Consider the following 25,881-nt stretch of genomic DNA (forward strand, 5'->3'; position numbering starts at 1 on the left):
ATTGATCAGGTTTTATTTGATAATCGAATTATTCCAACCACTCGGCAGGGTGGTCATGAGAGAGTTTCCCAATTGACGGATTTCTTCGCTGCTTAAGCTGCGGTTGAGCCGGCGCCATTGGCCATCAATCAGCAATTCCAGCGGTACATACTGCGATTTATAATTCATTTTATTGGAATGTGGCACCCAATAGCCTAAGTAAACATAAGGTAGTCCCAGTTTTTGAGTGTGTTCAATCTGTTTTAAAATCGCAAACACGCCCAAGGAGCGGCGGTTTTCATCCGGATCAAAGAAGGTATACACCGCAGACAGGCCATCATCGAGCAGGTCGCAGGTCGAGACCGCAATCAGCCGGTCTTCGTGCCAGAGTTCTAAAAAGAAACTGTCGGTGCAGCTGTGCACCAGAAATTTTTCAAACTGATCCTGACTTGGCGGATACATATCGCCATCGGCATGGCGTTCATTAATATAACGCTCATACAGCGCATAATGCTGTTCATTGGCTTCCTGGGTAGAGCGGATGGTGACGTGTAGGTCCTGATTGCGTTTCCAGGCTTTTTTCTGGGTGCTGTTCATCTGAAATTCGTGTACCGGCACGCGCGAAGACAGGCATTGACGGCATAAATGACATTCCGGCCGATAGACAAAGTCACCGCTACGACGAAAGCCCATGCGTGACAGTTCAGACAGGGTCACCACATCAATCCGGTGCGCCGGATCTAAAAACACCATGCGAGCAGATTTATCATCCAGATAACTGCAGTTATGCGGCGGCGTAATATAATATTGTAATTCGTTGAGCAGGGATTTCGGTTGATATGAATTCATGGCAATCCCTCTTTATTTATTCATCCAGTGAGTCGTTTTGCGCTATTGTTTTACTTGAAAATACACCCTCCTGGTATTTTTTCCAATCTATCGCCGGCTGTTTTACAACATCTTGTAACGATTTTAAGTATGCTTGGCGAGTTATTGTACAGGCGCCCAGACTTAATAGATGGTCATTGACCAGCTGGCAGTCAATCCAGGGCAGGGCGTTGTCGCGGCCAATCAGCATTAAGGTATAAAACGCCATTTTAGAGACATCTGTGCGCTGGCTAAACATTGACTCGCCAAAGCAGCCGCGGCCAATGGTGACGCCATACAAACCACCGACCAGCGCATCCTGCTCCCAGACTTCGACACTATAGCCATAACCGGCCTCAAACAGGTCAATATAGCCCTGAATGATGTCTTCGGAAATCCAGGTGTCATTGGCATAAGCCCGTGGCAGCGAACAACAGCGAATCACCCGTTCAAAGGCCTGATTGATGCTAATCCGGTAATCACCTTTTTTCATGTTACGCAGCAGTGACTTGCTTGGATGATAATCCTGAGGGCGGATAATGCAGCGCGGCTCGGGACTCCACCAGCAAATCGGATCACCGTCGGAAAACCACGGAAACAGGCCGTGGGTATAAGCTTCAAACAGGGTCGAGGGGGACAGGTCTGCACCAATACAAATCAGTCCTTCACCCTGTGGATCAGCTTCATCAGGATGGGGGAAAATAAATTGTGAGGGTGCAAGTGCGGTCATACAGCTACTCTGAATCGAAACAGATCTCTATCATACATAAAAAAGCCGCCCGGATTGGGCGGCTCGTGCTTTAGGCAAAATTATTCACCTAGGGCATCCAGATATTTTTCAGCATCTAGGGCTGCCATACAGCCTGAACCAGCTGATGTAATCGCTTGACGATAGACGCTGTCTGCCACGTCACCGGCTGCGAATACGCCCGGTACAGAGGTTTGGGTTGCGTTACCGGCAGTACCACTTTGAACCTGAATATAACCATCACGCAGGTTTAACTGGCCTTCGAACATGCCCGTATTTGGCTTGTGACCAATCGCCACGAACATACCAGATACATCTACATTCTGGGTTGAACCATCGACAGTAGATTTCAAACGTACGGCAGTCACACCAGATTGTGCATCACCCAGGACTTCATCGACCTGGTTGTTCCAGAGAATGCTGATTTTGCCTTCTTTTTCTTTGGCAAAAATATGATCTTGCAGAATTTTCTCTGAACGCAGGCTGTCACGGCGGTGTACCAGGGTCACGTGAGAGGCGATATTGGAAAGATACAGCGCTTCTTCAACTGCGGTATTACCACCACCGACTACCATCACGTTCTGGTTTTTGTAGAAGAAACCATCACAGGTGGCACAGGCACTAACGCCTTGGCCCATGAATTTGGCTTCAGATTCCAGACCGAGGTATTGAGCCGTAGCACCGGTGGCAATAATTAAGGCATCACAGGTGAACTCTTCCATATCGCCTTTAAGGACGAATGGACGCACGCTTAAATCGACTTCATTGATATGGTCATAGACAATTTCGGTGCCGAAACGTTCCGCATGGGCCTGCATACGTTCCATGAGCGCTGGTCCTGTCAGACCTTCCGGATCACCCGGCCAGTTATCTACTTCTGTTGTCGTCGTAAGTTGACCACCGAGTTGTAAACCTGCAATTAAGGTCGGTTTTAAATTGGCACGTGCAGCATAAACAGCAGCACTATAACCTGCAGGTCCTGAACCTAAAATAATCAAACGTGAATGACGAGCACCCATCTGTAGCATCCTTTTATTATTGAGCAATTTATGGAATTATACGTGAAACTGTATAACAGTTGTGTGAGATTCAGTGGATATTATTGATCATAGAAATCGATTTAAGCTATATAGAAAAAGTTAACAACTGACTTCAATAATCTTGCATCTTTTTTGCTGCAACAGGTGCATAATATCTATTTTATGGCCATGCCAAACTGGCGGGTTGCACAAGAACATTTATGAAAAATTGGTTACAGGACAGTATATGACTGCGGTGTCGGGTGCTTATGCACAGCGCTTAATAATGACATTATTTTTGGTCTCATTCGGGATTTATTTGTTCCTTGCGACAGTCACCTATACCCCTTTTGATCCGGGCTGGATGCATTTGTCTAGTGATACCCAGCAGGTGTCCAATGCCAGCGGGGTCGCCGGCGCATGGATTGCCGACCTGTTGTTCGGCTTTTTGGGCTGGGCCAGTCTGCTGATTCCGCTGTACCTGTTTATTGAAGCCATTCAGGTGTGGTGGCCGCGCAGTTTCCTGAACCGTCCTTTCCGTTATGCGGCGCAGTTCTTTATTTTGCTGGCCACTGCCAGTCTGTTGTACCTGTTCTGGCAAGTACCGGCCGATACACTGGACAATGCTTCTGGCGGGATTATTGGTTATGAACTGGGGCAGAGCCTGTCGCAGCTGCTCACTATTTATGGCGCGGCCTTTTTCCTGCTGGTGTTCTGGGGTGTCCTGTTTACACTGGCCTTTGGGATTAAATGGAACCGGACCTGGGTGACTTTAAAAGCCACGCCAGCTTATTTACAAGACCTGTTTTACCGTGATGTGCCTAAAGCTGATCAACCGGCACCGGTCGTTAAAAAAACAGTGGTGGCTGCTGCGCCAGCCGCAGCCGAAGTGGTTACACCGGCACCAGAACATCGTGAAGTCGAAGAAGCTCCGGTGGCACCAGCGGTGTCCCGTCATGAACAGGTGGCCGAGCGTCTGTTTGATGATATGGTCGAGCGTGAACAGCAGCGTTCTGCAGAGCAGGATCTGCTGGATGAAGAAGAGCAGGCCTTTGAACAGACGGTTGAAAAAGCCCATCGCCTGACCCAGGACAGTCAGCGTGTGGTGGCAACCGGTGAAGTTTGGCGTGCGCTGAATGATGATGCTGGCCAGAAGCACAGTCAGGATATTCATGAGCTGTTACGTGCTTCTCAGGATCAGATTCCGCACGCACCGAAAGATCATTTTAATGCAGTGGTCCAGCCCGTGCATGATGCACCGCCTGCATCGAATACGCCGCAGTCTAATATTGACTGGGATGATGACGAAATCTTTGACGAATTGCTGGCTGCTGTACCGAATGGGAAAGCTGCTCAGGATCTGCATAGTCCATTTAATAGTCAGTCGCAGCCTGAACCTGCACCGCACATCCAGCCGGTGCCAGACGTACAAGCGGTTGAAATGCCATCGGCTGCCACAGCGCAGTATGCAAGCCCGAAAAACCGTCTGAGTGATGAAGAATTTGAAGGGCTGGATGATCTGCTGATTGATGATCTGAAGCCAGAAGCACCTGCCCCAAGAACTACCAGCAGTTATGCGCAGTCTTCGGCTTTTGTACAGGCGCCTATTCAGCATCAGGCTGCGGTAAGTGCCACAGCGGCTGCACCAGTGGTCAATGACGCGGTGAAAGAAGCCCTATCGAAAGAAGAATTCATTGAGGCGTGGCATGAAACTGCAGGCAAACCGCAAGAAGAAGATGAATTTGACTTTGATGCGCCATTAACCGATGCCATGGGCCGTCCAATGTCGCGTGCCATGCAGGTCGCAGAGAAACGTCGTGATTTATCACCATTGCCGGGTCTGGAGCTACTGGATAAGGTCGATCCAAATAAAAAGGTCAACTTCACCGCAGAGCAGCTGGAGCGTTTATCTGGACTGCTGGAAATCAAGCTGCAGGAATTTAATGTCAAAGCCAAAGTGGTGGAAGCACAGCCGGGACCGGTAGTTACACGTTTTGAGCTGGATCTGGCGCCGGGGGTAAAAGCCTCGAAAGTCACCAATATTTCCCGTGACCTGGCCCGTTCCATGTCGATGGCTTCGGTGCGTGTGGTCGAGGTGATTCCGGGCAAACCGTATATCGGTATTGAGGTGCCAAACAGTACCCGTGAAATGGTGCGTCTGATTGAGCTGGTGCAAACCCCAAAATTTGAAGATCAGGATGGCATCCTGTCGATGGCGATGGGTAAAGACATTTCTGGTAATCCGGTCATTACCGAACTGGGCAAAGCGCCGCATATGCTGGTTGCGGGGACCACCGGTTCCGGTAAATCGGTAGCGGTCAACTCGATGATTCTGTCGATGCTGCTTAAATACAAGCCAGATCAACTGCGTTTAATTCTGATTGACCCGAAACAGTTGGAACTGGCCAACTATAACGATATTCCACATTTGTTAACGCCAGTGGTGACGGATATGAAAGATGCCGTCAGCGCCCTGAACTGGTGTGTCAATGAAATGGAACGCCGTTATAAGCTGATGTCATTCCTGAAAATCCGTAAACTCAGCGACTATAACCGCAAAGTCGAAGAAGCCCTGGCCAATGGCGAAGACCTGATTGATCCGACCTGGAAACCGGGCGATTCAGCAACCCAGGAACGCGCACCGCGCTTGACGCCGTTACCATCAATTGTGATTGTGGCGGATGAGTTTGCCGACATGATTATGCAGGTGGGTAAAAAAGCCGAAGAAATGATTACCCGTCTGGCACAGAAATCACGTGCGGCGGGGATTCACTTATTGCTGGCTACCCAGCGTCCATCGGTGGATGTCATTACCGGTCTGATCAAGGCCAATATCCCGACTCGCGTTGCCTTGCGTGTGAACTCGAAAATTGACTCACGGACCATTTTAGATGCTGGCGGCGCAGAAGACCTGCTTGGTCATGGTGACATGCTGTTCCTCGGACCAGGTAAAATTGAACCGGAACGTGTGCATGGTGCCTTTATTTCCGATGATGAAGTCAACCGGATTTGTGATGCCTGGCGTGAACGGGGTTCACCGGATTATGTCGATGAAATTCTGACTCCATTTGATGAAGAACCAGCGTCACGTGGTTTTGAAGATGGTGGTGATGGCGGCTCCGACCGTGATGCGCTGTATGACCAGTGTGTGGCCTTTGTGCTGGAAACCCGTAAAGTATCGGTATCGTCTTTACAGCGTAAGTTTAGCCTCGGTTATAACCGTGCGGCGCGTATTGTCGATCAGATGCAGGAGCAGGGTATTGTCAGTGAACAGGGTCCGAACGGCAAGCGTGAAATTCTGGTTTAAGCTGTTCTCGATCTTTATAAACAAAGCCCACCAAGAGGTGGGCTTTTTTATGGACAGTGTGACTTAAGCAAATTTTGCCAGTACTGCCAAGAATTCTGCGCTTTGACGCGGGAATTCAGCAATCACGTCATGAATGCGCTGTCCTTCCGGATTGGCGGCATTTACATCACGGCCATCGGCAACAAACTGGGTCAGTAAACGCTCATAGTCTGCTGGGCGCATATGTTTAAATGCATGGTAAAGCACATGGAAATCAGCATTCACACCATTCGGAGGAAGCTGATTCAGGTAGGCAAATACACGCTCATCTGACCATTCTTCATTGAATGTTGCTGGTTGAGACAATGCCATCGCAATCTCCTGGAATAGTTTTTCGAAATGAAAAAAAGGCAAAATATGAGTTCGCAAGAGGCAAAGTGTCTTTGTGCACTTTATCTTGAAGCACAGCTTCTCGTCTTGCGGCTGGGCAAATCCTTAAAGCAATGCTTTAAGTTTGCTACTCCAGCCTCATATTCTGCCTTGATTCAATTTGCTTGACTAATCAAAAATCAGATTATCGCTCTTCAGGCAAATTGATATTCATTTCAAGCATTTCAATGTTGGCTTCAGAACGTACCGACATTTGAATGTGCTGTTCATCGACACCGCGGACATAGCGGTTCACGACCTGCATGATTTCTTTTTTCATCTGGTCAATTTTGTCCTGGCTCAGGCGGCGGCCTAAACCATTTTCAGAAGCAACAATGACTTTTAAACGATCCTTGGCGGTTTGAGCACTTGATGCTTTTTCTTCGCTGCTAAATAATTTACTCCAGAATCCTGCCATAATTACGCTCCAAATAATCGTGCTAACCAGCCTTTAGGTTTAGCAGTAATGTGACGGTATGGACGCTCTTCACCCAAGAAACGTGCCACCAGGTCATCATACGCCTGACCCGCTTCAGTTTCGCTATACAGAATGACTGGCTTACCTTCGTTAGATGCTTGCAGAACGCTTTTACATTCTGGAATTACACCTAAAGTTGGTACACGTAAAATATCTTTTGAAATATCGTCAATGGTGAGCATTTCCTGTTTATCGGCACGTTCCGGATTGAAACGTGTGATACATAAATGCTTACGGATACGTCCTTCGTTTTGTTCTACTTTTTTGGTTTTGCTGTCGAGCATGCCAATAATACGATCCGAGTCACGTACTGAAGAAATTTCAGGGTTGGTCACAATAATCGCTTCATCGGCATGGTACATGGCTAAAATGGCGCCACGCTCAATCCCTGCTGGTGAGTCACAGATAATGTAATCAAACTCTTGAGCAAGCTCATCCATGACACGTGCCACACCTTCATCGGTCAGGGCATCTTTATCACGAGTTTGAGAAGCAGGTAAAATATAAAGGTTTTCAATATCTTTATCGCGAATTAATGCTTGTTGTAAACGCGCTTCATTATTTAAAACATTCACAAAATCATAAACAACGCGACGTTCACAACCCATGATCAAGTCCAGGTTACGCAAACCCACGTCAAAATCGATAACAACAGTTTTGTGGCCACGTAGGGCTAAACCTGTTGCAAAAGATGCACTCGTTGTAGTTTTACCTACGCCACCTTTGCCTGATGTTACGACAACAATTTTCGCCACCGAATCCACTCCTGTTATGGTTTAAATCCCCCTTTTGTGTATGGGGTTTTTTGGTGTTTATTTATACATTAAAATTCCAGAGCTTCAAATACAAGCTCTTGGTTGTCATTTAGGTAAATATGTACCGGTTTTTTCGTTACGTGCGGGGGAATATCGTCCGCCACACAGTAAGTGCCTGCAATAGATACCAATTCTGCTTCTAGGGAATGACAGAAAATTCGTGCTGAACTGTTCCCACCTGCGCCGGCAATGACTCTACCACGAACGCTACCATAAATATGTATATTTCCTGAAGCAATCACTTCCGAACCGCTGTTAATACCAGCTTTCAAGATAATATCGCCCTGGTTCTGGACCAGACATTGACCGGTACGCAGAATTTCATCGTGATAAGAGGTCACATGCGAAATTCGTGCCGCTGCAGCTTCTACCACCGCGGCTTCTGCGGCAGGTGCTTCAGGTTCTGCCGGAGTTTCAATGACTTGTTCCTGGGTGGCTTTGATCTGCTGTAACTGACGATCCTGCGGAATTACCGGGAACTGGATGGCACGCGCCTGTTCCGACAGAATGCCTTCAACCACGGCCAGTGGCTGTACATTCAGATCAATCAGCAGTTGAATCAGGGCAATTAATTCCTGATCTACCGAACTTTCAATCACCGCCGGAATTTGGGGTGGAAACCCTTTTTGTAACATTGGGCTCAATTGCTGGCGGATCGCATCATGATCATCTGTATCTAAGCTAATGCGAATCGCATTGACCATTCTGCCTTTTATCCGTATGTCAGCCATAATGATTCCTTAAGACTTCTGACCTGTTCATTGTTGTCGAAGTAAATGTTGTAAATAGAGCAAATCCTAGAACAATTCGGCCGAATACTCTAGCCGAAGGTTTAAATATTTTTATTGCTGGCTATTCTTTGTCAGTTTCCTGCTCATTCAGGATCTGTTGCCACTTTTTAACTTTCACCTGTTTGCGAATGGCTTCCAGGGTTTCAAATACCGCAGATTCCACCAACGCATCAATATGCGGATTATGTTCAATCTCGATCTGGCTGACTTTGTTGGCAATATGCGCATAGGCCACATTATCTGGCAGGGTGTCATGATGGGCAAAAGGCTGAATCAGCCCTTGGGTAATATTTTCGCCCAGGCGTTGGCCAATGCTTTGAATCTGCCGTTCCATACGTCCGCCGACAATTGGCAGCAGGCGCAGTAACTGGGTCAGCTCCGGGGTATCTTCAATGGCCTGACTCACCACCTGACCGACATTTTCGGCAATGCTCTGACGCTGGCTCTGCAATTCTTTACCCAAAGATTGCTGCAAGATGTCGGCCAGTGCTGCGGCCAGCAGTTTGCGGTGCTGCTCGACCAGATCATCAATAAACTGGCGATGACCAGTGCTGCTGCTCAGTTCACGTTGCAGGTTATTGACAATGGTCAGCACAATCCGGCTCGACAGTTCTTCCATCACCAGGTTGTAATAAAAGTTGGCACGTCGGAAGATGCTGTCCGGGATGACCTTGTAGCCATGACTATATAGGTTGTAGCCAATTGCCACGGCACGTAATAAACGCAGAAAACGCAGCTGTGGCAGAATCGACAGCACTTCATACCAGTGTACGAAGGGGAAGAACCACCAGCGGGCATGATGCCGGAAAATAATCGCCAGGCCCCAACGTACCAGCAATTCGATAATCAGGAAGGTGGTAAACCAGCCTTCGGTAATAATGACCCAGGGACGCAGTTCTGTGCGATAAAATTGCAGTACCTCCGGCAATTGAATAAAGTTGAAAAGCCAGTCACCAAAATCACTCATCAAAATGGCATTGGCACTCAGGCAGAACAGGTTGATGAGAATTAACGCCATCATAAAGATGTCGTATACCAGCACTACTTTCCAGCTCCATGAGTCCTTTCTGACAAAGTGAAAGGAAGATTTGATCACCGGCTCTTCGCGTTTCTTCATAATGCTTTTGGTACTCGCTTACTGCTCAGCAAATTTCTGTTTCATTTCATGAATGAGCTGATCTTTCTCTGTCCAGAGTTGATGCACCCAGTCCTGAAAACGTTCCCGATATGCGGCATCTTCTTCATAGTCACCACCCAAGACCCAGTCTGGAATGTCAATTTTTCGCAGATTGACCGCAATACGTGGCACTTCACCTAGCCAGAATTCACCATAACCCGGTGCGCCGTCCGGATACACAATGGTCATATCTACCAGCGCATCAATTTCATTGCCGAGAATATTCAGCGCCAGCGCCAGACCGCCAGCTTTGGGTTTCAGCAGATGCTGATACGGTGATTGTTGCTGATCATGCTTTTCCTGGGTAAAGCGCGTGCCTTCCAGATAGTTGAGCAGGGTAAATGGCTGGCTGAGCAGTTGCTCGCAAGATTTACGCGCTTCCAGCATATCGCGGTCTTTTAGCGCCGGATTTTTGGCAATCTGTTCTTTGGTGTGCCGTTTCATCATTGGAAAACCCAGAATTTTAAAGGCCTGTCCGACAAAAGGAATGAAGATCAGTTCCCATTTGGTAAAGAAACGGGTCAGCGGCATGCGGGTTAAACCGAAATACTGGTTGACGGTGGTATCGACCCAGCTCTGGTGGTTACAGGTCATTAAATAACGGCCCTGCATGCTCAGTTCCAGACCATCTTCAATACTGATGTCCCAGTGGGTATTGGGTAATACATGGTCAATCAGCCAGTTGTTGACACTGAGCCAGCTGTTGGTAATCTGGATATTGGTCTGGTCGACCTTGGCCGATTTCTTGAACAATTTGGTCAGGCCCAAAGCCAGTACCGGCGGTCCATGTAAAAAAGTGCTGCCGGTGATCACTGAGCTGACCGTAAGCCCTTTTGTGATTTTTTTTAAGAGCGGTTGCTTATTGGTTTTAGATGACATAAACAGTCCTGAATATAAAAACAACTTATACGAAGTTCCGCCCAATATAATTGTTGTTTTTAAAATAAAAAAGTGTTGAAGTGAAACTGTGTAGGAATTATGGTGAACTTATGCGTAGAACAACATGAGATTATTGCAAATTGTAAATAAAAGTTTATTTATTAACAAAAAATCAATGGTCTAAGCACTTTATTTCATCCAAACTTTCCCATATACGAAAAACACAAGTAAGGAGGCATGCGATGCGTGCACTAGCAATTTCAGCAGTAGTCGGGGCAATGGTATTAACAGGTTGTCAAACCACTGGTAATAACCTGGGCGGCGTAGAATATGACAAAACCGCATTAGGAACCATTATTGGTGCGGCAGCAGGTTATGGTGTTTCTAAAGGGAATGCCAATACCAGCGCACAAAACAACCGTGCAGCAGCAATTGGTGCGGTACTCGGTGGGGCTGCAGGTATCTACTTGGACAATAAAGAGAAAAAATTACGTCAACAAATGGCTGGTACCGGTGTAGATGTTAACCGTAACCCAGATGGTTCTGTTGGCCTGATCATGCCAGGTAACATTACTTTTGATACCAACAAGTCAAACATCAAGCCAAACTTCTATGCAACTCTAGATAAAGTGGCGCAAGTTCTGACTGAAGATAACAAGAGCGGTATCTTGGTGACAGGTTATACTGACAGCACTGGTAATGACTCTATCAACATCCCGTTATCTCAGGCGCGTGCGCAATCTGTAGCGAGCTACCTGGCATCTCGTGGTGTATCAACTGCACGTATTAATGCCCAAGGTCACGGTTCATCAAACCCGATCGCGTCTAACGCAACTGCAGAAGGCCGTGAACAAAACCGTCGTGTTGAGATCAGCATTTACGCGATCCAGTAATTCGGTCCAGAATTCAAAAAACCACCTTCGGGTGGTTTTTTTTATGACCAGAAAAGCAGCATTTTAGATTAGGCAACTGTGGTGGAGATGACTATAATCGAGCTCGAACCGAAATAGAGGAAACACTATGTCACTGGCAAGTCAACTCAATGACAAGCAACTTGAAGCCATGAAATATACTCAAGGACCCTTGTTAGTGCTTGCAGGTGCAGGTTCAGGTAAAACCTCGGTGATTACCCGGAAAATTGCCTATCTGGTGCAGCAATGCCGTATTCCGGCGCACCGGATTACCGCCATGACCTTTACCAACAAGGCTGCGCGTGAAATGAAAGAGCGGGTTGGTAAGTTGCTGTCGCGTGAAGAAGCCAAAGGTCTTTCGGTCTCGACCTTCCATACGTTCGGTTTAAATTTACTGCGTTTAGAGCTGAAACATACCTCGCTTAAAGCCAACTTTTCGATTCTGGATGCCGACGACTGCAAACGCATTCTGATGGATCTGATGCATCGCGACAATTTATCGGGTGCAGAAAGCAAAGAGCTGATTGCGCGGGCCATGAAAATGATTTCGGACTGGAAAAATGACCTGATTCCACCGGAGCAGGCACATACCACCTGTGAAACGCCAGAAGATATCCAGATGGCGCATTTATATCAGCTGTATGAGCGTAATTTACGTGCCTATAACGCAGTCGATTTTGATGACCTGATTGTGATGCCAACCCGGTTATTGCAGGAAAATGCTGAAGTCCGCGATAAATGGCAAAACCGGGTGCGTTATTTGCTCGTCGATGAGTATCAGGACACCAACACCGCGCAGTATATTCTGGTCAAACTTCTGGTCGGGGTAATGGGACAGTTCACCGCCGTAGGGGATGATGACCAGTCCATTTACGCCTGGCGCGGCGCCAAACCGGAAAATATGGCGCTCTTAAAAGAAGATTTCCCAAATTTAAAAGTGATCAAGCTGGAGCAGAACTACCGCTCCACCAGCCGGATTCTAAAAGCGGCCAATACTGTAATTGGCAATAACCCGCATATTTTTGACAAAAAACTCTGGTCGGACAAAGGCCATGGTGAAGTCATCCGGGTGATTACCTGCCGCAATGATGATGATGAAGCAGAGCGCGTGGTCAAAGACCTGATCACGCATAAACTGATGAACGGTAAAAACTGGAAAGATTATGCGATTTTGTATCGCGGTAACTTCCAGGCGCGTATTCTGGAAACCCAGCTGCGCCAGATGCAGATTCCGTACAAGCTGTCAGGAGGTCAGTCTTTCTTCGCCCGGGCAGAAATTAAAGATGTGATGAGCTATTTACGGCTGATTATTAACCCGGAAGATGACAGTGCTTTCCTGCGCATTATCAACACGCCAAAACGTGCCATCGGCCCGGTGACCTTAGAAAAACTGGGCTTATTTGCACAGGAAAACCATCTGTCCTTGCTGGCGGCAGCAGGTGATCAGCGTTTGACCATGGCCATTCCGAAAAAAGCCACGACTCAGCTGGCCGAGTTTGCCGACTTTATCCAGAACTTTACCCGTGAATTGCTGGAAGATGATGAACCGGTGCCAATCATCCGCCAGATGATGAACGAAGCTGGTTATATCGACTACGTCAAAGAAAGCGCCGCCACGCCTGCGCAGGAAAAAACCAAGCTGGACAATATTGAAGTGCTGTACAGCAGTATTCAAAGCCTGATTAACCGCGCTGAAGATGTGGACGAAAAAAATATTGAAAGCGTGATCCGTAAAATGGTGCTGCTGGATATGCTTGAGCAGCAACAGGAGGAAGAAGACACTGACAAGGTCAACTTATTAACCTTGCATGCCTCCAAAGGTCTGGAATTTCCGTATGTCTATTTAATTGGACTGGAAGAGGAAATTCTGCCGCATAAAAACTCGATTGTGGCTGAAACGGTCGAAGAAGAACGCCGTTTGATGTACGTGGGCATTACCCGTGCGCGTCAAGGCCTCACCATTACCCTGGCCGAGCAGCGTAAGGCTGGCGGGCAGATGAAACAGATGACCCCAAGCCGCTTCCTAGATGAAATGCCACAAGATGAGCTGGAATGGCTGGGTCGCAAGAAAAAGCTGGCTGGCGATATCGATCCGAAACTGCAGGCCCAGCATTATCTGGAAAATTTACGTGCGTTAATTAAACGCTAAACCATTCATTGATATAAACAGGAATAACTGATGAAAGTTCAGGTAAAAGTGCTTGATGCACGTTTGGGCCAAGAATGGCCAATGCCAACCTATGCTACCTCTGGTTCGGCAGGTTTGGATTTGCGTGCCTGCGTGCATGAGACCACTGTCATTGAGCCGGGTCAAACCGTATTGGTCAAAACTGGTCTGGCGATTTATATTGAAGATCCGCATTTTGCCGGTTTAATCCTGCCACGTTCGGGTCTGGGCCATAAACATGGTATTGTGCTCGGCAACCTGGTTGGCCTGATTGATTCTGACTATCAGGGCGAACTGATGGTGTCGGTCTGGAACCGTGGTCAAACTGCATTTAGCCTGGAACCAGGTGAGCGTCTGGCGCAATATGTGCTGGTGCCGGTGGTACAAGCCCAGTTTGATCTGGTCGATGAATTTGAAGCCACCGAACGTGGTGCTGGCGGTTTTGGCCATACCGGTAAAGCTTAAAATCTGCTTGAATGATAAAGCCTAAACATCAGGCTTTATCACAACACGCTAGAAAGTAACGCAACAAACACTTAAAATTACATTTTGTAGCGTGAATTCTGTTTTCGGCCGCATAGAATCAGTTCTTATATTAAAAAGCCTAAAACAATCATTCTCCCTATTCATATATAAAGTAGTTCTGCCATGGATATTCAACAGTCCAGTTTCCCTTTTCAGGTTTTCCGTGCTTACGACATTCGTGGCAAGGTGACTTTGCTGACGCCTGAACTGGTGCAAGCGGTGGCGTTGGGTTTGGCCGTACAAATTAAAAACACGGGCAGCACACGCGTAGTGATTGGTTATGATGCTCGACTCAGCAGTCCGGCCTATGCCGATCTGATCATGCAGGTGCTCCAGCAGCAGGGCTTAAGCCCGACCTTAATAGGCTGTTGTTCCAGTCCGATGCTGTATTACATTGCCCGCCAGTTTGATGGCAATGGCATTATGGTTACGGCCAGTCACAATACCAAATCTGACAATGGTATTAAATGGATTCTGGGTGGAGAACCCCCGACGCCAGACAAGATCCAGCAGGTGGCGGCCCATGCCAGCAACTATTTTCTGGCACATCGACAGCAGCCTGTGGCTGAACAGCCGCATCAGATTTATCCGGAATTTTGCCTGCAGTATCAGCAGGCGCTACTCGATGATATTCAATTACAGCGCCGTTTTAAGGTGGTGCTCGATGGTCTGCATGGTTCAGCGGGTCGCTGCGCTGCGCTGGTCTTGCAAAAACTGGGCTGCGAGCTGATCACAATCCGCTGTGAGGCCAATGGGCATTTCCCCGATCATGCCCCAGATCCCTCTCAGGAAAAACATTTAAGCAAGCTGAAACAGGCGGTACAGCAGCATCAGGCAGATTTAGGCATTGCACTGGATGGCGATGGCGACCGTCTGGTTCTGGTCGATGAACAGGCCAAAGTGATTGGTGCAGACCGTTTGCTGGCATTGTTTGCCGAAATGTGTTTACAGCAACATCCACAGCATGAAGTGGTGTTTGATGTGAAGTGTTCGACCATGGTGCGTAACACGGTACGCGCGCTGGGTGGCCATCCGGTAATGATTCGTACCGGCAGCACCTTCCTGCGTCAGTATCTGGCGCAATCAAAGGGACACGCAGTGTTTGGTGGTGAATATGCCGGGCATTATGTCTTTAATGACGGGCGCGGCTTTGGCTATGATGATGGCCTGTATGCCGCGCTGCGGGTAATGGAATATTTAAGCCAGCGCCCGGAGCGAAGCCTGTCTGAACTGCTGGCCAAATATCCTGAACGCTGCTGTACTGAAGATACTTATATCAGCACCCACAACATTGCTTCAGCGCATGTTTTACATGAGCTTGAAACCTTAAGTCAGCCATTGGCCGCACAATTAAGTAAAATTGATGGCGTTCGACTTGATTTTGAAGATGGTTTTGGCATTATTCGAGCATCGAATACGGGCGAATATTTTACAGTACGTTTTGATGCCGATAATCCGGCACGATTAGCGGATATTCGTCATACCTTTGTTTCCATGCTGAGCAACCGTTATCCGCAGATTGCTCAAGACATTTTAGATGCTCAATAAGGAGAGGCGCATGCCACAGCAACAGACTGGCATCGACAAAGCACAGATTCTGACAGAAGCTTTGCCGTATATTCAACGTTTTATGGGTAAAACGCTGGTCGTGAAATATGGTGGCAATGCCATGACCGATCCTGAGCTGGAAAGTTCATTTGCACGTGACATTGTGCTGCTTAAAACGGTCGGTTTAAACCCGATTGTGGTGCATGGCGGTGGTCCACAGGTCGATTCCTTCCTGAAACAGCTGGGCCGCGAATCTGACCGTATTGATGGCATGCGCGTGACTGATCCGGCGACCATGGAAGTGGTAGAAATGGTGCTTGGCGGTAGCGTGAATAAATCTATCGTCAATTTAATTAACCAGCATGGCGGCCGTGCCATTGGTTTGACCGGTAAAGATGGCAACCTGATTCGGGCCAAAAAACTGCTGATGGAAAAAACCGCAGAAGATGGTTCAGTACAGAAAATTGACTTAGGCTTGGTCGGCGAAGTGGTCGGCGTGAAAACCGACGTACTGGAAATGTTTACCCAAAGCGATTTTATTCCGGTGATTGCGCCGTTAGGCGTCGACGAAGACGGTAATACCTATAATATTAATGCCGATCTGGTCGCTGGTAAGGTGGCTGAAGCTTTGGGCGCAGAAAAACTGATTCTGTTGACCAACATTACGGGTGTACTGGATGCCAACAAGAATCTGCTGACCGGTTTAACCACTCAGGAAGTCGATCAGTTAATTGAAACCGGCGTAATTTATGGCGGTATGATTCCGAAAGTAGGCTGTGCGCTGGATGCCGTCAAAAATGGCGTGGTCAGTGCGCATATTGTCGATGGCCGTGTGCCACATGCCTCTTTGCTGGAAGTCTTTACTGACCATGGAGTGGGCACTTTAATTACCAACCGTGCCGCCAAACACTAAGAGTTAAAACAACTCAAGGTCTCTAAGGAGGCCTTTTTTTATGGCTGATTTTTGGTCATTGAATTGTCATCTGCATCGCCTAGTGTATAGGCAGAACATTAGGAGTGCTGATCGATGTTAGCCAAACTCAATCAATATCGACAAAATTTGAGTTTTCCTTTAAGCAAAAAAAATCATACCAAATATGATTTTAAAACCACAACAAAAACAGAATACAGCTTTGAATGGGTTGAAAATTTAAAACAGTTAAAAGAAGTACAGCAATTTCGTGCCGAGCAGTTTGCCAACCAGTTCGGTTTGCAGTTTGAGCATGGACTGGATCAGGATGTTTACGATTTTGGCTGCGAACATGCCGTATTAAGGGATAAGGCCAGTGGGGAAATTGTGGCCTATACCCGATTAAAACTGTTTCAGGGGCATGAGCTGGCGCAAAGTTATAGTGCCAGCGAATTTGCCATTGAAGAGCAATTAAAGCATCTCAACAATATTGTGGAAATTGGCCGTACCTGCGTGCATCCACGGCATCGGGCCGGTAAAGCTCTATCCATTTTATGGCTGAATCTGGTGCCGAAAGTACTCTGGAGCATGAAAGCCCGTTATTTGATTGGCTGTGTCAGTGTGCGTTTAGAAGGCAATGAAGCGCGTGCCTATCATACCCATCAGTATATCCAGCAGTTAAGCGAACAGCAGCGCTGTAACATTGCCTCGAAACAGGTGTATATTTCACAGGCCTCTGAAATGACTTCGCTGAAACAGGGCCGGATTCCCAAGCTGTTTGATATTTACCTGAAAATGCAGGGCAAACTGTCCACCGAAGCCTATTATGATCAGGAGTTTAACTGTCTGGATTATTTTGTCTTTGTCGAAATGAACCAGGTGCTAAAAAAGATGGTACTCAAGAAAAATACCCGTCACATTGTGGAATAAATAAAACTTTGCAGTGATTGTGATTTGCATGGCCTGACAGAGTCATGCACAATAAATGCAGTTTTAATCAGATGTTGAAGTCCTGTATGTGCCAGTTACTCGGAATGAATTGTGCAACACCTACTGATATTACCTTTTCATTTCGTGGTTTTTCACAACGTGCTGGCATAACTTCCGACCATAGTGATGGTTTTGGCATCGCCTTTTTTGAAGACAAGGCCTGCCGCTTATTTGTCGATAACCAGTCGGCAGTGGAATCGCCCATTGCCGAGCTGGTACGCAACTATCCGATTAAATCACGCAATGTGATTGCGCATATTCGCAAAGCCACGCAAGGCAAAATTACCCTGGAAAATTCCCATCCCTTTATTCGGGAGCTGTGGGGACGCCACTGGATTTTTGCCCATAATGGCGATTTACACCATTTTGATCCGGCCTTAAGCGGTCATTTTACCCCGGTGGGCAATACCGATAGCGAGCGGGCATTCTGTTATTTGCTCGATCAGATGGTACTGAAATTCGGTTTTGTGGAACCGTCTTTAGAGCAGCTCTTTGAACTGCTGACCGAAATTTCCCCGAAAATTGCCGAGCATGGCACCTTTAACTTCTGTCTGTCTAATGGTCAGGCGCTGTTTAGCTATGCCACCACCAAACTGCACTGGCTGGTGCGTGAATACCCGTTTAAACCGGCACAATTAATTGATATTGATGTCGAGGTCGATTTTAGCCAGGTTACCACACCGGAAGATCGGGTGGCGGTGATTACCACTGAACCGTTGACTCAAAATGAAACTTGGCAGGCTTTTAGCCCCGGCGAAATGATTTTATTCCAGCAGGGACAGCCGATCAGAAAACAGCTGACTTATATTGAACGTTTGGAAAAAGAACGTCTGAATCCGGAATTAAAACGGATTACCCGCGCCGATCAATATTAATCTACTGTTGTATATTTTATTTTAAATAGTGCCGTATTTTATTTAAGTCTAAAAATACGGCAGAAAATAATAAAACGGTTAAATAATAACTGACTCTTTTGCTCAGGTTAAAATAATATAAACATTATAAAACAAGGGTTTGTGTGAATTTGTTGGCAGAAACAGGAATCCCAAGTAAATCACTTCATTTTTATTTTAAATTAAATATGGCTACTATGCTCAAAGCTTATAAATCATTTGATTCAGGGGTGGTCGTATGAAAATGAAGTGGATTCCAGAATATAATACTGGCATCGATGTGATTGATGACCAACATAAACGTATTCTTGATTATATTAACGAAATTGTCGAGATTGGTGAAAATACCGATCGTGCCCGTATTAAACAGATTCTCGATAATATTATTGACTATACCCAGTCTCATTTTACCTTTGAAGAATCTTTACAAGAAGAAGCCGGTTATAAATACCGCGTACCACATAAACGCGTACATGACTTATTTATTAAAAAAATCGAGTCGTATCGTGAACGCTTTGAAATGGGGCATTCCATTGAAGGAGAACTGCACGAAGTGTTGTCAAAATGGTTAATTAACCATATTCAGCATGATGATGCAGATTATGTTGGCGCTGTAAAAGAAAATATGATGGGTATTATTCAGGAAAAAGAAAAGAAAAAAGGTAAAAACTGGTTTGCCCGTTTCTTCTCATAAACAGAATAAATTACTGCACAATTAATAAAACCAGAGAACAACAATATTGGACTAAAAACTAGCGCAGCAAACCATTGATGGCAATGGTTTGCTTTTTCTTTTTTAGTTTTTGATTTTCCCGGGTGACAAGGGCAAAATAGCGATAGATTTTTATTAGGAAAGCATCATGCAGGACAATGCTATGTCACGATGGTTATCGCCGCTGATGGCATTTTGTTTATCATTTATTCTGATTGCCACACTGGCACCGGTCACTGGCATTCAGCTGGAACGTCAACTGGACTTCTGGCTGCTGTGGTTGGGTACCATGCTGGTGCTGGCCTTGCCATTGACCTATATGGAAATTGCGCTGGCCAAGCGCTCAAAAACTACAGCCTTGCAGGCTCTATCCAGTTTGACCCGTGATGCCGATGCCTCTGCACAGTGGCGTCTGGTGGGCTGGCTGGCCGCGGTGTTTATTCCATTTTTAGCAGGCGCGATGCTGTTTAATGTCAGCCAAATGCTGACCCAGCTGGCACTGCCAACGATTCTACCGTTGTGGATTTTTATTGGCTTGGCACTGGTTGCCCTGGCATTGTCTTTTATTTCGCGTCTGCTGCTGCTTGGCCTGACTGCGGTCGGTGTGATTGCTGCCTTTATTCTGGCGCAAGTGATGGGTGCTCCGGTTGCTGAATGGCAAATGACCGCGCTTGAGTTTGGCGAGTGGGGCAATGCCACAGTACTGGCGTTGGTGGCTAGTGGCCTAGGTCTGGGTCTGTACTGGCAAACCAGTTTGCCGGCGGTACAACAGCAACAGGTGGCGACCAAAACCGTGTTCCCGATCTGGCTGGCGCAATTACTGGCCGTGATTGCCTTTGCTTTCTTTGCCGCGACTGCTCAGCTACCCGCTTTTGCGCTGGCTTTTGCTGTGGTGATGGCTGCTGCGCTCATCCTGCAACTGGCACGTGAACAGTTGGCACAGCGTCAGATTGCAGTGGCAATTCAATGGATCATTCTGCTGGCAGCCACGTTGATCTGGGCCATTCCAGGTCTGGCCAGTGTGTTAAATCCGCTGCTGATGATCTGGGGCCTGGTGATTTGTCTGATTTATGCGATTTTCGCCGGTTGGATCATGAAAATCAGTCATTTGCGTAAATCCATGAACTTCAGCAGTGAAGCCTTTTATAACCTGTGGCGTATTGCCATCCGTATTGTCTTGCCACTGGCAATTATTGCTGCGCTGCTGGCCGTGATTGGACAAATGTTCTGATGACTGCGCAGTATGTCTGGGTGGCTTTTGCCTCAGCCGAACAGCAGTTTCATCTGGCAGTGCCGTATCAAAATGGCATGACTGCGCTGGATGCGATTCAGCAGAGCGGGATTAGCGAACAGGTCAGTTTGCCTGAACCGCTGCAACTGGGAATTTTTGGTAGCCGTTTAACCGATGCGCAGCAGCCACTGCAACCGGGTGACCGGGTCGAGATTTACCGGCCGCTGACCATTAATCCGAAAGATATCCGCCGCAAACGAGCAGCGAAAAACCCGGTGGGCCGCTATGCCAAAGGCAATCGCTTTAAGCAATTGAGTTCATAAGAAAAACCCCTCACTGAGGGGTTTCTTTTTATCTGAAAGGGGCTATAGTGGGGGCGCGGTTAAAATTGCTTCTTTTGAACCCGGTAAGCCTGGTTGCTGTTCAGGAATGGTTTCTAAACCTTCAATTTTCTGCACAATACCGGTTTGATCGAAGTAGATTTTTAAGTGTTGACCTTGTGCAGCGGGAATCTTGGCTTTTTTAGCATAGGTTCCTGGGATATAATGGTAAATATAGTCCCAACGTAAAGGATTCATTGGATCTGAAATGGTTGGGCTACCCAGCAAAAAGCGGACCTGTTGGTGGCTCATGCCGACCTGAATTTTTGCAGCTTGTGCTTGGGTTAAGGGGGTGCCTTGAGGAATATCTACTTTATAAACGCCCAAGGTCGAACAACCCATGAGCAATGAAGTGACGAATAACGTCAACATGACTTTTTGCATTTTGCTACACTATCCCAATTAATTATTGATGCATTCGATCCAAGCATAGATCATACTGCATCTTAACTTTGTTGCATATTCCAACTTTAATTTTGTTGAGAGACCTTTTTTCATGCCTATTTCAAATCAAGATCTACGCAAAGCTGGCCTTAAAGTTACACTTCCACGAATTAAAATATTGGAATTATTAGAAAATTCAAGACAACATCACTTAAGCGCGGAAGATATTTACAAGACTTTACTCGAACAGGGTGAAGATGTGGGTTTAGCAACTGTGTATCGCGTGTTAACACAGTTTGAAGCCGCGGGGATTATCGAGCGTCATAATTTTGAAAATAATCATTCGGTTTTTGAAATTATGCAGGAAGATCACCACGACCACCTGGTATGCCAGAACTGTAATAAAGTGGTGGAATTTACCAACGACGTGATTGAACACGAACAGCATGAAGTGGCGAAAAAGTTTGGTTTTGAACTGACCGGTCACTCACTGAATTTATATGGCTACTGCGATGCGCCTGAATGCCGCGAAGCGTTCCGTAAAAAATAAGCGCAAAACTGCCCATCAATAAATCAACCCATAAAAACAGGCTGAAGATCAGCCTGTTTTTTTTGCCTAAAATTATTGCCCGTCGAAGGTAATATTCGAAGTGGCATGCATTAAACGCTCGCCGCCTTCTTCCGACAGCTTGATTTGCAGACGCAAATCGTTTGGCGAGTCGGCATGTTTCAGGGCATCTTTGTAGCTGATCTGCTTGGCTTTATACAGGTCATACAGGGCCTGGTCAAAGGTTTGCATACCCAACTCACGTGAACGCTTCATCAGGTCTTTAATTTCGTGCACATCGCCTTTACGGATTAAATCGGACACCAGTGGCGAGTTAATCAGCAGTTCAATCGCGGCACGACGTGAGTTGCCATCAATAGTAGGAATCAGCTGCTGTGCCACAATGGCTTTCAGGTTCAGTGATAAATCCATAAACAGCTGGCCATGACGGTCAGCCTCAAAGAAGTGGATAATCCGGTCAATGGCTTGGTTGGCGTTGTTGGCGTGCAGGGTGGCAAATACCAGGTGACCGGTTTCGGCAAAGGCAATTGCATAATCCATGGTTTCACGTGAACGGATCTCACCAATCAGGATCACATCTGGGGCCTGACGCAAGGTGTTTTTCAGTGCCACTTCAAACGAATCGGTATCAATGCCTACTTCACGCTGGGTAATAATACAGCCGGCGTGTTCGTGCACAAACTCAATCGGGTCTTCAATGGTGATGATATGACCTTTGGAATTCTGGTTACGATAACCAATAATTGACGCCAAAGAGGTCGATTTACCGGTACCGGTTGCCCCGACAAAGATGATGATGCCACGTTTGGTCATGGCCAGATCTTTTAAAATCGGTGGCAGTTTCAGTTCTTCCATGGTCGGAATTTTGGTTTCAATCCGACGCAGCACCATGCCCGGTTCATCACGCTGCTGAAAAGCGCTGACACGGAAACGTGCGCTTTTATCACGGTTGGTGATGGCAAAGTTACATTCACGGGTATCGGCAAATTCCTTGCGCTGCTTGTCGGTCATAATCGAGTTGAGCAGCTGGCCGACAATTTCCCCGGTCAGTTTGGATTTGGCCACTGGCACAATCTGGCCGTTAATTTTCATGGAAGGCTCAACATCGGCCGTAATAAACAGGTCCGATGCTTTTTGCTGAATCATTAAATTCAATAAATCATTAAAGTCCATAGCGCTGTCCTGGCTTCCTGCACACGATTAGAGGAACGATTCTGGCTGTTTCGCCACAGTACGCGCGGTCTGTGGACTGATCACGCCACGGCTGACCAGGGCTTTCAGGCTCTGGTCCAGCGTACTCATACCGTAGTTGGCACCGGTTTGAATGGCTGAGTACATCTGCGCAACCTTGTTTTCACGAATCAGGTTACGGATGGCCGGAATCCCGATCATGATTTCATGCGCCGCCACACGGCCACCGCCATTTTTCTTGAGCAGGGTTTGGGAAATGACCGCCTGTAACGATTCAGACAGCATGGCACGCACCATATCTTTTTCTTCGGCCGGAAAGACGTCAATCACACGGTCAATGGTTTTTGCCGCCGAGGTGGTATGCAGGGTACCAAAGACCAAGTGACCGGTTTCTGCCGCAGTAAGTGCTAAACGGATGGTTTCCAGGTCACGCATCTCACCGACCAGAATAATATCCGGGTCTTCACGCAGTGCTGAACGTAGCGCTTCGTTAAAGCCATGAGTATCACGATGCACTTCACGCTGGTTGACCAGACATTTTTTAGACTGATGCACAAATTCAATCGGGTCTTCCACGGTCAGGATGTGGTCATAGCGATTGTCATTGATATAGTCAATCATCGCCGCCAGGGTGGTCGATTTACCCGAACCGGTCGGCCCCGTGACCAGCACCAGGCCACGTGGATAGTCACAGATATCTCTAAAGATTTGACCCATTCCCAAATCTTCAATGGTCAGCACTTTAGAGGGAATGGTACGAAACACCGCGCCCGCACCGCGGTTCTGGTTAAATGCGTTAACACGGAAACGTGCCACGCCCGGGACTTCAAACGAGAAGTCGGTTTCCAGGTTATCTTCATAATCACGGCGCTGTTTGTCGTTCATGATGTCATAGACCAGCTTGTGAACTTCTTTATGTTCCAAGGCGGGCAAATTGATGCGGCGTACTTCACCATCCACACGAATCAGTGGCGGCATGCCTGCCGACAGGTGTAAATCCGATGCCCCATTTTTTGCCGAAAAGGCCAATAGTTCTGTAATATCCATAAGTTCCCCGAGATCATATAAATCTTAATTATTTTGTTAGAATAATACGGCTTTCCCTCAGCTTAACCAACACCTAGCACGAGGGCAAAGTAAAAAAGATGAATGAAAATGAGAACCGCATCAATGAATAGCCTGCAAAAATCGCGTCAACATGTGTTAGAACAAATTCAGCATGCCTGTCAGCAGGCGCAGCGTGACCCGGCAGAGGTCCAGCTGCTGGCGGTTTCCAAAACCCATCCGAGTGCTGTGTTGCAGGAAATGTACCAGACCGGACAGCGAGCCTTTGGCGAAAACTATTTACAGGAAGCGCTGGAAAAAATTGAGGCGCTGCAGGATTTAGAGATTGAGTGGCATTTTATTGGCCATGTGCAGCGCAACAAAACCAAACATCTGGCTGAAAAATTTGCCTGGGTGCATGGGGTAGACCGGCTGATTATTGCTGAGCGCTTGTCCAATCAGCGCAGCGATCAGCAGGCGCCACTGAATATCTGCCTGCAGGTCAATATTGATGGACAGGATAGCAAAGATGGCTGTAGCCCTGCCGAAGTACCGGCGCTGGTCGAGCAGATCAGTCGGTTGCCGAATTTACGTTTACGTGGCCTGATGGTGATTCCGGCACCAAATAACACTGCCGCCTTTCAGGATGCCAAACAACTGTTTGATACGGTCAAGGCGCAACATGCACAGCCTGCAGATTGGGATACGTTAAGTATGGGCATGTCCGGTGATTTAAATGCAGCAATTGCCGCAGGTTCGACCATGGTGCGGATTGGTACGGCATTATTTGGTGCGCGTGATTATTCGCAATAACGCTGCATCACAATATTCAGCTTATTGTTTGACATCACAGTCCGCTTAGGACAAGTGTCGTTCAATCCGGCGTGGTGGCTCCAGTTTTTGCGCCACCAGCCAGGCAAAACCAATCAGCACCGCCATTGTGATAATCAGGCTGAGCAGAGCTACTCCTAAACCGTGCTGCAGCGTAAACGGAAAACAGCCCAGGATAAAAATCAGCAACGGGAAATGGGTGATATACAGGGTATAGGAAAACTGCGCGGAAGCCGGCCAGATCACCTGAATCTGCCGTTCACCACGCGCCAGTTGTAGCAGCCAGCAGGCCGCTGCAATCCCGATACACAGGTTAAACAGCCTGAAATTTTCGCCAGTATAGTACTGCGCCAGATAAATGGAGTGAAACTGGTAGGCATCAAACAGGGCAATCAGCACCGCCAAGAGCAGAAAACCGGATTTAAAATAGTGCAGTTGGGCGGCTGGAATCTGTTTGCTCCATGCCGGACTAGCAAAAGCAAAAGCCAACAACCAGACCAGAAAATAAATCAGGAACTGGATATTGAGCAGGCTTAAGCCAAGCAGCAGGGTTAAAAACAGCAGGATGCTCCCAGGTCTGAATGTCACCAGACAACCGGCCAGAACATAAAACCAGACTTCATAACTCAGGCTCCAGAGGGCAGCATTGGCCGATACGGTCGGCGTTACAAAACCATTGACGAAAAACAGTGAACCGAGAAAATTGGCTGCACTAATGTCATAGCTGTGCCGGATCATAAAGCTTTGGCTCGCCTCAATGTTATGGGAGCCGGATGCAAAGAAATAGGGCGCCAGTGCATACAATAACAAGGTCAGCAGCATGGCAAATAAAAATGGTCCCAGAATACGCTGGCAGCGTTGCCGGCTATAGGCCAAGCCTGAAAACTGTCGATGGCGATGGATATTGTGACGGATGGAATGTCCAATCAGATAGCCGCTTAGAACAAAGAACATCATCACTGCGGCTTGTCCGAGCAGACGCACACCCGAATAGAGGGTTTGATCCAGCGGACCAATAAAGGCCTGAAAACAGTGGCTGAACAGCACCAGAATGGCACTCCATCCGCGCAGGCTTTCCAGCTGCAGGCTGAGCTGCGGCGAGAGCGGACGATAGTGCCAGAACATGGT

Annotated in this window: 26 protein-coding genes; 13 read left to right on the forward strand and 13 right to left on the reverse strand. The window is 47.3% G+C overall.

Going from position 1 to position 25,881, the window contains the following annotated elements:
• Positions 1–12: 12 nt before the first annotated feature.
• The 3 genes from FTU54_RS08005 to trxB all read right to left on the reverse strand — a co-directional run bounded on the left by FTU54_RS08005 (position 13) and on the right by trxB (position 2,613).
• Positions 13–828 carry an arginyltransferase gene (locus FTU54_RS08005; protein ID WP_075168082.1) on the reverse strand — a complete coding sequence of 272 codons (816 nt, stop codon included), beginning with the start codon at positions 826–828 and terminating at the stop codon, positions 13–15.
• Between the two features lie 16 nt (positions 829–844).
• Positions 845–1,576: a leucyl/phenylalanyl-tRNA--protein transferase gene (gene aat, locus FTU54_RS08010; RefSeq protein ID WP_005179830.1), complete on the reverse strand. Its 732-nt coding sequence runs from the start codon at positions 1,574–1,576 to the stop codon at positions 845–847.
• 80 nt (positions 1,577–1,656) lie between these two features.
• Entirely contained in the window at positions 1,657–2,613 is a 957-nt protein-coding gene (gene trxB, locus FTU54_RS08015; RefSeq protein ID WP_016659465.1) for a thioredoxin-disulfide reductase, read from the reverse strand.
• A gap of 247 nt (positions 2,614–2,860) precedes the next feature.
• On the opposite strand from trxB, the gene FTU54_RS08020 reads away from it, so the two are divergent.
• On the forward strand, positions 2,861–5,920 hold the full coding sequence (locus FTU54_RS08020) for a DNA translocase FtsK (protein WP_180074618.1): 3,060 nt from the start codon (positions 2,861–2,863) through the stop codon (positions 5,918–5,920).
• 63 nt (positions 5,921–5,983) lie between these two features.
• Here FTU54_RS08020 and FTU54_RS08025 read toward each other — a convergent pair whose 3' ends face one another.
• The 6 genes from FTU54_RS08025 to FTU54_RS08050 form a co-directional block, all read right to left on the reverse strand.
• Positions 5,984–6,271, reverse strand: coding sequence for a PA4642 family protein (locus FTU54_RS08025; protein WP_180074619.1), 288 nt, complete (start codon positions 6,269–6,271; stop codon positions 5,984–5,986).
• 202 nt (positions 6,272–6,473) lie between these two features.
• Positions 6,474–6,746, reverse strand: a complete 273-nt coding sequence (minE, locus tag FTU54_RS08030; RefSeq protein ID WP_005179812.1) for a cell division topological specificity factor MinE — start codon at positions 6,744–6,746, stop codon at positions 6,474–6,476.
• Positions 6,747–6,748: 2 nt separating this feature from the next.
• On the reverse strand, positions 6,749–7,561 hold the full coding sequence (gene minD / locus FTU54_RS08035; protein WP_005179808.1) for a septum site-determining protein MinD: 813 nt from the start codon (positions 7,559–7,561) through the stop codon (positions 6,749–6,751).
• A gap of 68 nt (positions 7,562–7,629) precedes the next feature.
• On the reverse strand, positions 7,630–8,352 hold the full coding sequence (minC, locus tag FTU54_RS08040; protein WP_005179806.1) for a septum site-determining protein MinC: 723 nt from the start codon (positions 8,350–8,352) through the stop codon (positions 7,630–7,632).
• A gap of 121 nt (positions 8,353–8,473) precedes the next feature.
• Positions 8,474–9,529, reverse strand: a complete 1,056-nt coding sequence (locus FTU54_RS08045; protein ID WP_168408722.1) for a preprotein translocase subunit SecA — start codon at positions 9,527–9,529, stop codon at positions 8,474–8,476.
• 18 nt (positions 9,530–9,547) lie between these two features.
• Positions 9,548–10,468 (reverse strand): acyltransferase, encoded by a 921-nt coding sequence (locus tag FTU54_RS08050; protein ID WP_005179793.1) that lies wholly within the window; start codon positions 10,466–10,468, stop codon positions 9,548–9,550.
• A 242-nt stretch (positions 10,469–10,710) separates the two neighbouring features.
• Between FTU54_RS08050 and FTU54_RS08055 the strand changes: the two genes are divergently transcribed.
• From FTU54_RS08055 to FTU54_RS08100, 10 genes are all read left to right on the forward strand, one after another.
• Entirely contained in the window at positions 10,711–11,361 is a 651-nt protein-coding gene (locus tag FTU54_RS08055) for an OmpA family protein (protein WP_005179792.1), read from the forward strand.
• Between the two features lie 127 nt (positions 11,362–11,488).
• A complete protein-coding gene (locus FTU54_RS08060; RefSeq protein WP_180074620.1) occupies positions 11,489–13,528 on the forward strand; it encodes a UvrD-helicase domain-containing protein in 2,040 nt (679 codons plus the stop codon).
• 30 nt (positions 13,529–13,558) lie between these two features.
• Entirely contained in the window at positions 13,559–14,011 is a 453-nt protein-coding gene (gene dut / locus FTU54_RS08065; RefSeq protein WP_104473366.1) for a dUTP diphosphatase, read from the forward strand.
• A 183-nt stretch (positions 14,012–14,194) separates the two neighbouring features.
• Complete coding sequence (locus FTU54_RS08070; protein WP_180074621.1) at positions 14,195–15,619, forward strand: phosphomannomutase/phosphoglucomutase; 1,425 nt, start codon at positions 14,195–14,197, stop codon at positions 15,617–15,619.
• A 10-nt stretch (positions 15,620–15,629) separates the two neighbouring features.
• Positions 15,630–16,532 carry an acetylglutamate kinase gene (gene argB / locus FTU54_RS08075; RefSeq protein ID WP_016659457.1) on the forward strand — a complete coding sequence of 301 codons (903 nt, stop codon included), beginning with the start codon at positions 15,630–15,632 and terminating at the stop codon, positions 16,530–16,532.
• Positions 16,533–16,646: 114 nt separating this feature from the next.
• Positions 16,647–17,459, forward strand: coding sequence for a GNAT family N-acetyltransferase (locus FTU54_RS08080; protein ID WP_180074622.1), 813 nt, complete (start codon positions 16,647–16,649; stop codon positions 17,457–17,459).
• A gap of 86 nt (positions 17,460–17,545) precedes the next feature.
• Entirely contained in the window at positions 17,546–18,394 is an 849-nt protein-coding gene (locus FTU54_RS08085; RefSeq protein WP_075168090.1) for a class II glutamine amidotransferase, read from the forward strand.
• 256 nt (positions 18,395–18,650) lie between these two features.
• Positions 18,651–19,106 (forward strand): bacteriohemerythrin, encoded by a 456-nt coding sequence (locus FTU54_RS08090; protein WP_005179777.1) that lies wholly within the window; start codon positions 18,651–18,653, stop codon positions 19,104–19,106.
• A gap of 166 nt (positions 19,107–19,272) precedes the next feature.
• The gene (locus FTU54_RS08095; protein WP_127800517.1) at positions 19,273–20,355 is read left to right on the forward strand and encodes a hypothetical protein; all 1,083 of its coding nucleotides are present in this window, start codon (positions 19,273–19,275) and stop codon (positions 20,353–20,355) included.
• Entirely contained in the window at positions 20,355–20,678 is a 324-nt protein-coding gene (locus tag FTU54_RS08100; protein ID WP_005179774.1) for an RnfH family protein, read from the forward strand. Before FTU54_RS08095 ends, FTU54_RS08100 begins: the two co-directional genes overlap by 1 nt.
• 42 nt (positions 20,679–20,720) lie before the next feature.
• Here FTU54_RS08100 and FTU54_RS08105 read toward each other — a convergent pair whose 3' ends face one another.
• Positions 20,721–21,119 carry an outer membrane protein assembly factor BamE gene (locus FTU54_RS08105; RefSeq protein ID WP_005179773.1) on the reverse strand — a complete coding sequence of 133 codons (399 nt, stop codon included), beginning with the start codon at positions 21,117–21,119 and terminating at the stop codon, positions 20,721–20,723.
• A 112-nt stretch (positions 21,120–21,231) separates the two neighbouring features.
• Here FTU54_RS08105 and fur point away from each other — a divergent pair, with 112 nt between their 5' ends.
• A complete protein-coding gene (gene fur, locus FTU54_RS08110) occupies positions 21,232–21,669 on the forward strand; it encodes a ferric iron uptake transcriptional regulator (RefSeq protein ID WP_005179771.1) in 438 nt (145 codons plus the stop codon).
• A gap of 72 nt (positions 21,670–21,741) precedes the next feature.
• On the opposite strand, the gene FTU54_RS08115 is transcribed toward fur, so the two are convergent.
• The gene (locus FTU54_RS08115) at positions 21,742–22,860 is read right to left on the reverse strand and encodes a PilT/PilU family type 4a pilus ATPase (RefSeq protein WP_005179770.1); all 1,119 of its coding nucleotides are present in this window, start codon (positions 22,858–22,860) and stop codon (positions 21,742–21,744) included.
• 27 nt (positions 22,861–22,887) lie between these two features.
• Positions 22,888–23,925, reverse strand: a complete 1,038-nt coding sequence (locus FTU54_RS08120) for a type IV pilus twitching motility protein PilT (RefSeq protein WP_005179768.1) — start codon at positions 23,923–23,925, stop codon at positions 22,888–22,890.
• A gap of 123 nt (positions 23,926–24,048) precedes the next feature.
• On the opposite strand from FTU54_RS08120, the gene FTU54_RS08125 reads away from it, so the two are divergent.
• Entirely contained in the window at positions 24,049–24,735 is a 687-nt protein-coding gene (locus FTU54_RS08125; protein ID WP_180074623.1) for a YggS family pyridoxal phosphate-dependent enzyme, read from the forward strand.
• Positions 24,736–24,780: 45 nt separating this feature from the next.
• Here FTU54_RS08125 and FTU54_RS08130 read toward each other — a convergent pair whose 3' ends face one another.
• Positions 24,781–25,878: an acyltransferase gene (locus FTU54_RS08130; RefSeq protein WP_180074624.1), complete on the reverse strand. Its 1,098-nt coding sequence runs from the start codon at positions 25,876–25,878 to the stop codon at positions 24,781–24,783.
• Positions 25,879–25,881: the final 3 nt, after the last annotated feature.

The sequence above is a fragment of the Acinetobacter sp. YH12116 genome (assembly GCF_013418895.1).
Classification (GTDB): Bacteria; Pseudomonadota; Gammaproteobacteria; order Pseudomonadales; family Moraxellaceae; genus Acinetobacter; species Acinetobacter indicus.